Here is a 5389-nt window from a genome sequence, read left to right on the forward strand (position 1 = left end):
GCCTCGGCCACCGTCGGATGCTCGTCGTCGTGGCTGCTGGCCAGCAGCCTGCGGTAGCTGACGGGGTCGCGGCCGTCCATCGAGTCGGGCCCGTCGTGACTTGCACCCGCCACCGCGCTCGGCGTCGCACCGAGCGCAAACGCTCTTCCCAGGCCGGCGTAGAGGTAGCGCTCACCGAAGGCCTTTTTCAGCGCCGTGAAGGTGGGCTCGCCGGTGCAATGGCCGGGGGCGACGTAGCCCACCTTGTAGGTGTCGCGCAGCGTGGTGATGATGCCGTCGATGTCGGGATCCTTGGCCACGACAAGGTGGAAGCCGCCCGCGATGAGAAGGATCTTCGGGTTGATGGCGGCTGCGGCCTGCACGATCTTGTCGATGCCCGGGTGCGAGCAGCCGACCACGACGACCATGCCATCGGGCGTGGTGACGGCCAGCGAAAGCTCGCGCATCTCGAGCGTGCCGGGCTTGTCTGACACCAGCGCGATCAGGTGCAGCCCTGGGGCGATCTCGGTGGTCTTGTCGATCAGCGTGATGTTGGCCTTGGGCCAGGCGGCGCCAAAGTGCATCACGGGCGGCGGCGTTCCACCGTAGTAGCGCTCATCGGCGGGCAGCGTGTCGTCCTTGCGGTAAAAGCCGCTGGGCAGATCGCCCCCGTAGACGCCGAAGCCCTCCTTGGGCGCATAGATTTTCACCTTCGGGTTGACGCTGAGCAGGTAGCTCAGGCCGCCCATGTGGTCGCCGTGGCGGTGCGACATGACGACGAAGTCGAGCCTCGACAGGTCGACCCCCTTGGCCTTGGCGTTCTGGGCCAGGACTTCCCCGTCGTTGCCGGTGTCGAACAGGATACGTTTGCCGCCGACCTCCACGAACGCGGCATAGCCCCAGTCCTTTTGCATCGCCGGGTCGCGCCCGAAGGCGTCGTACAGCACCGTGACCCTGGCCTTGCCGGTGTCTGCGCTCGTCGCGGGCTGCGCCGTGGTGTTGGCGCAACCGCCGATCCACAGCGACAGCGCGGTTGCCGCTGCAAAGAAGAAGTTCTTGCCTCGCATGGTGTTTCTCCTTGTTTTTCCTTGGCTCGCCTGATCGGGGCGAAGACCTGATCAAGCCTTGCTTGGCTGGACATGTCTTCAGCGAGTGCCGGGGCCCACACGTATCCATGCCCCAAGGCCCCACGGGCGGGTGAGTACTGCATGGCGAAATGAACGCATGGCTCATGTTTAGGCGCCGACGATTCCAAGCGCAACCCCCCAGGAATTTAAAGTTGCTTCAGCGCGCCGCGGCGAGGGATCGATCCGATCCCTCGCGTCCGAGAGCCGCCGATAGAAGAGCCGATCAAGCCGATCGGCCGGGCATGAAGCGCCTTGCGCAGCACTCGCTCTTGTGGCACCCCGCCTGCTGTTGAGCAGCGACACAATGCCCCCTTCCCCCGGAGACCCCATGCTGGAACTACTCGCCGACCCTCAGGCCTGGATCGCCTTCGCCACGCTCACCGCGCTGGAGCTGGTGCTGGGCATCGACAACATCGTCTTCATCTCGATCCTGGTGGACAAACTGCCACGAGAAAAGCAGGAGCTGGCGCGCCGCATCGGCCTGTTCATGGCGATGTTCATGCGCGTGGGCTTGCTGCTGGTGCTGGCGTGGATCGTCGGGCTGGTGGCGCCGCTGTTCACCGTGCTGGGCCAGGAGATCTCGGGCCGCGACCTGATCCTGATCGCCGGCGGCCTGTTCCTCATCTGGAAGAGCACCGGCGAGATCCACCAGTCGCTCGAGGGCGCCGAGGGCGAGGCGTCGAGCGCGGTCAAGGCGAGCGTCGGTGCGGTGATCCTGCAAATCATGGTGGTCGACATGGTGTTCTCGCTGGACTCCATCATCACCGCGGTCGGCATGGTCGACGAGCTGGCGGTCATGATCGCCGCGGTGGTGGTGTCGGTGGCGCTGATGATGCTGTTCGCGGGCACGATCGGCCGCTTTGTCTCGGACCACCCGACCGTCAAGATGCTGGCGCTGTCGTTCCTGGTGGTGGTCGGCGTGGTGCTCATCGCCGAGGGCTTCGACCACCATGTGCCCAAGGGCTATGTCTACTTCGCGATGGCGTTCTCGGTGGGCGTGGAGATGCTCAACATCCGCCTGCGCAAGCGCTCGGCGCGGCCGGCCCACCTGCATGCCGCCTACACGGCGGCTGACGACCCGGGCAAGCCGAGGCGCTGAAGGCACCGCGCCGGCCCGCGCGCCTTTTCAGTGGCGTCCGCCGCGCGGCCCGAACAGCCCGCCGAGCAGGCTGTTACCGCTGCGCGCCGCCGGGTGGTGGCGGGTGACCATCAGGCTCGAGGCGAGGTAGAGCGCGTTCAGGAGCCGCGAGGCGCGCTCGGTGCTCATGCCGGGCCAGGCGGCCACGTCACGCATCGCGACCGACTCGCGCCGAAGCCGCTCGATGGCCGCGCCGACCGCGCCGCTAGCATGCAGGCCGTCTTTAATGGGGTTGCGCAGTGCGCGAAACGCCGCGGTGCCGCCGATCTCGGCCAGCAGCTGGCGGCGCGGCCCATGCAGCGCGATGGACCACAACAGCGGCACCAGGTCGTGATAGTGGCGGGCCGCGCCCACGCGCTCATGCATCCAGTGTCCGGGCGGCCGCACGCCGGGCGGCTCGAACTGGATCAAGGACAGGTCGGCCAGTCCGTCCGCGTCGGCCAGCGCCATGTCGCGCGGCGAGTGGTATTGCATCTGGGCGGGAAACAGCGACACCGGCCAGACGCATTCCTCATGCCGCAGGTACAGCAGCGCCGCTTCGCGCTGGCGCAGGCAGGCGGCCATGACCTCCAGCACGTCGGTACCCGCGGAGGGGTTTTCGAGCTGCCGCAACTCGCTGAGCAAGGTGGTCGGCAGCACCGTGACGCTCCCGGGGCGTCCGTAGCGGCTGGTGCCGGTTTCCTTGCGCATGCGCTCGTAGGCGCTGATGCGCCAGAGCGTTGAATCTTCAAAGTCGCGCATAGATCTCCCTGCCCACGGCAGCGCGCAAACCACGCTGCCTTGGATAACGCCGTGAATCTAGCCTGCCCCGCGCCGCGCGCGAACCACCGCATCGCGGGGGTCAGACCGCCACCGCCACGCCGCATTCGAGCGCGTCCTCGTCGGCTTCGGCGCCGAGAAATCCCCCGCTCTGGTGCGCCCACAACCGCGCATAGAGCCCGCCGCGCGCGAGCAGGCTGCGGTGGTCGCCTTCTTCGACGATGCGGCCGCGGTCGAGCACCACCAGCCGGTCCATCGCCGCGATGGTGGACAGCCGGTGCGCGATGGCGACCACCGTCTTGCCCTCCATCAGCCGGTAGAGGCTGGCCTGGATGGCGGCTTCGACCTCGGAGTCGAGGGCGCTGGTGGCCTCGTCGAGCAGCAGGATCGGCGCGTTCTTGAGCATCACGCGCGCAATGGCAATGCGCTGGCGCTGGCCGCCCGAGAGCTTGACGCCGCGTTCGCCCACGTGCGCGTCGTAGCCGCGGCGCCCGCTCGCGTCCGACAGGCCTTCGATGAAGTCGCTTGCTTCGGCGCGGTGGGCCGCCGCCACCATGTCGGCGTCGCTCGCGTCGGGACGGCCGTAGAGGATGTTGTCGCGCACCGAACGGTGCAGGAGCGAGGTGTCCTGCGTGACCATGCCGACCTGCGCGCGCAGCGAATCCTGCGTCACGTGGGCGATGTCCTGGCCGTCGATGAGCACGCGGCCCTCGGTGATGTCGTAGAAGCGCAGCAGCAGGTTCACGATGGTCGACTTGCCTGCGCCCGAGCGACCGACCAGGCCGATCTTCTCGCCCGCACGGATGCGCAGCGACAGCTCGTCGATCACGCGCGGTGCCGCCTGGGACGGCGCACCGTAGGCGAAGGAGAGCCGCTCGAAGGCAATCTCGCCGCGGCTCACCACGAGCGGCCTGGCGTCGGCGCGGTCGACCACGGTGTGGGGGCGCGCGAGCGTGTTGATGCCGTCCTGCACCGTGCCGATGTACTCGAACAGCGACGCCATCTCCCACATCACCCAATGCGAAATGCCGTTCAAGCGCAGCGCCATCGCGGTGGTCGCCGCCAGCGCGCCGACGCCGACCTGGCCCTGGGTCCACAGCCACAACGCGGCCGCCGTGGTGCCGACGATCAGCGCCATCGAGAGAGCGTGGTTGACGATCTCGAAGCCGGTCACCAGCCGCATCTGGCCCTGCACCGTGAGCAAGAACTCCTGCATCGCACCGCGCGCATGCACCGCCTCGCGGCCGGCGTGCGAGAACAGCTTGACGGTGGCGATGTTGGTGTAGGCGTCGGTGATGCGCCCGGTCATGAGCGAGCGCGCGTCGGCCTGCGCCTGGGCCACGCGGGCGAGCCGCGGCACGAAGTAGCACAAGGCGCCGATGTAGAGCGCCACCCACGCCAGGAAAGGCAACAGCAGCCACGCGGCAAAGCCGCCCAACACCAGCAGCAGGGTGACGAAATAAATGACGACGAACACCAGCAGCTCGGCCAGCACCATCCAGGTGTCGCGCACCGCCAGCGCCGTCTGCATCACCTTGGCACTCACGCGGCCGGCAAACTCGTCCTGATAGAAGGCCAGGCTCTGGCCGAGCATGAGCCGGTGGAAGTTCCAGCGCAGCAGCATCGGGAAGTTGCCGGCCAGCGCCTGCTGTTTGAGCAGGGACTGCAGCGCCACCATCAAGGTGCTGGCCGCCAGCACGCCGGCCAGCAACAGCAAGGTGGCGCCCTCCTCGGCCCACAGCCGCGCCGGCTCCACGGTGGCCAGCCAGTCGACGATGCGCCCGAGCACCCAGAACAGCAGCGCCTCGAACACGCCGATGCCCGCCGTCAACAAGGTCATCGCCAACAGGCAAGGCCGCAGGCCGCGCGTGCAGTCCCAGATGAAGGCAAAAAATTCCTTGGGCGGCGTGCGGGGCACGGCATCCGGGTAGGGATGCAGGAGTCGCTCGAAAGCTCGGAACACGCGGGATCTCCGGGGCCGGCAAAGGGCAGAAGCGTAGCCGAGGAGCGGCGACCCTTGCGGTCACCCGGAGGGTTTTGGGGGTTCGTGGCCAGACACGCCGAGGCGCCTGCGGCGCACCCACGCCGCCGCGACGAGGCACACCGCCAACCAAGCGGCGCCCGAGGCAAAGCCGGCCAGCACGTCGCTCGGGTAGTGAACATGCAGGAAGATGCGGCTGGAGCCGACCGAGAACGCGATCGCGGTCGCCAGCAGCACCACCGGCAAATGCCAGGCCTTGGGCAGCACGCGCAGCAACACGAAGGCCAGCATGCCGTAGGCCACGACGGCACCCGACGAGTGGCCACTCGGAAAGCTGTAGCCATGCGCGAGCAGCGCGCCGCCGTCATGCACCGGCCGCGCGCGCGCGAACAGCGCCTTGAGCGC

At 68.1% G+C, this 5389-nt stretch carries 5 protein-coding genes; 1 reads left to right on the plus strand and 4 read right to left on the minus strand.

Translation table 11 applies throughout. The features are described from left to right. Positions 1-1046 (minus strand): MBL fold metallo-hydrolase (locus tag RMO12_RS08835; RefSeq protein ID WP_309639005.1); only part of this gene is annotated, 1046 nt, incomplete at its 3' end. A gap of 388 nt (positions 1047-1434) precedes the next feature. Between RMO12_RS08835 and RMO12_RS08840 the strand changes: the two genes are divergently transcribed. Next, positions 1435-2205, plus strand: coding sequence for a TerC family protein (locus RMO12_RS08840; protein WP_309639006.1), 771 nt, complete (start codon positions 1435-1437; stop codon positions 2203-2205). Between the two features lie 27 nt (positions 2206-2232). On the opposite strand, the gene RMO12_RS08845 is transcribed toward RMO12_RS08840, so the two are convergent. The 3 genes from RMO12_RS08845 to RMO12_RS08855 form a co-directional block, all read right to left on the minus strand. Next, positions 2233-2985 carry a hypothetical protein gene (locus RMO12_RS08845; protein ID WP_309639007.1) on the minus strand — a complete coding sequence of 251 codons (753 nt, stop codon included), beginning with the start codon at positions 2983-2985 and terminating at the stop codon, positions 2233-2235. 100 nt (positions 2986-3085) lie between these two features. After that, positions 3086-4966, minus strand: a complete 1881-nt coding sequence (locus RMO12_RS08850; RefSeq protein WP_309639008.1) for an ABC transporter ATP-binding protein — start codon at positions 4964-4966, stop codon at positions 3086-3088. 60 nt (positions 4967-5026) lie between these two features. Then, the coding region (locus RMO12_RS08855) for a phosphatase PAP2 family protein (protein WP_309639009.1) at positions 5027-5389 on the minus strand (363 nt) is incomplete at its 5' end.

Source organism: Methylibium sp., from assembly GCF_031393925.1.
Classification (GTDB): Bacteria; Pseudomonadota; Gammaproteobacteria; order Burkholderiales; family Burkholderiaceae_C; genus Methylibium.

Coding starts and splice junctions, on each gene's coding strand:
- RMO12_RS08840 (WP_309639006.1), top strand. CDS start 1,435: ATGCTGGAACTACTCGCCGACCCTCAGGCCTGGATCGCCTTCGCCACG.
- RMO12_RS08845 (WP_309639007.1), bottom strand. CDS start 2,985: ATGCGCGACTTTGAAGATTCAACGCTCTGGCGCATCAGCGCCTACGAG.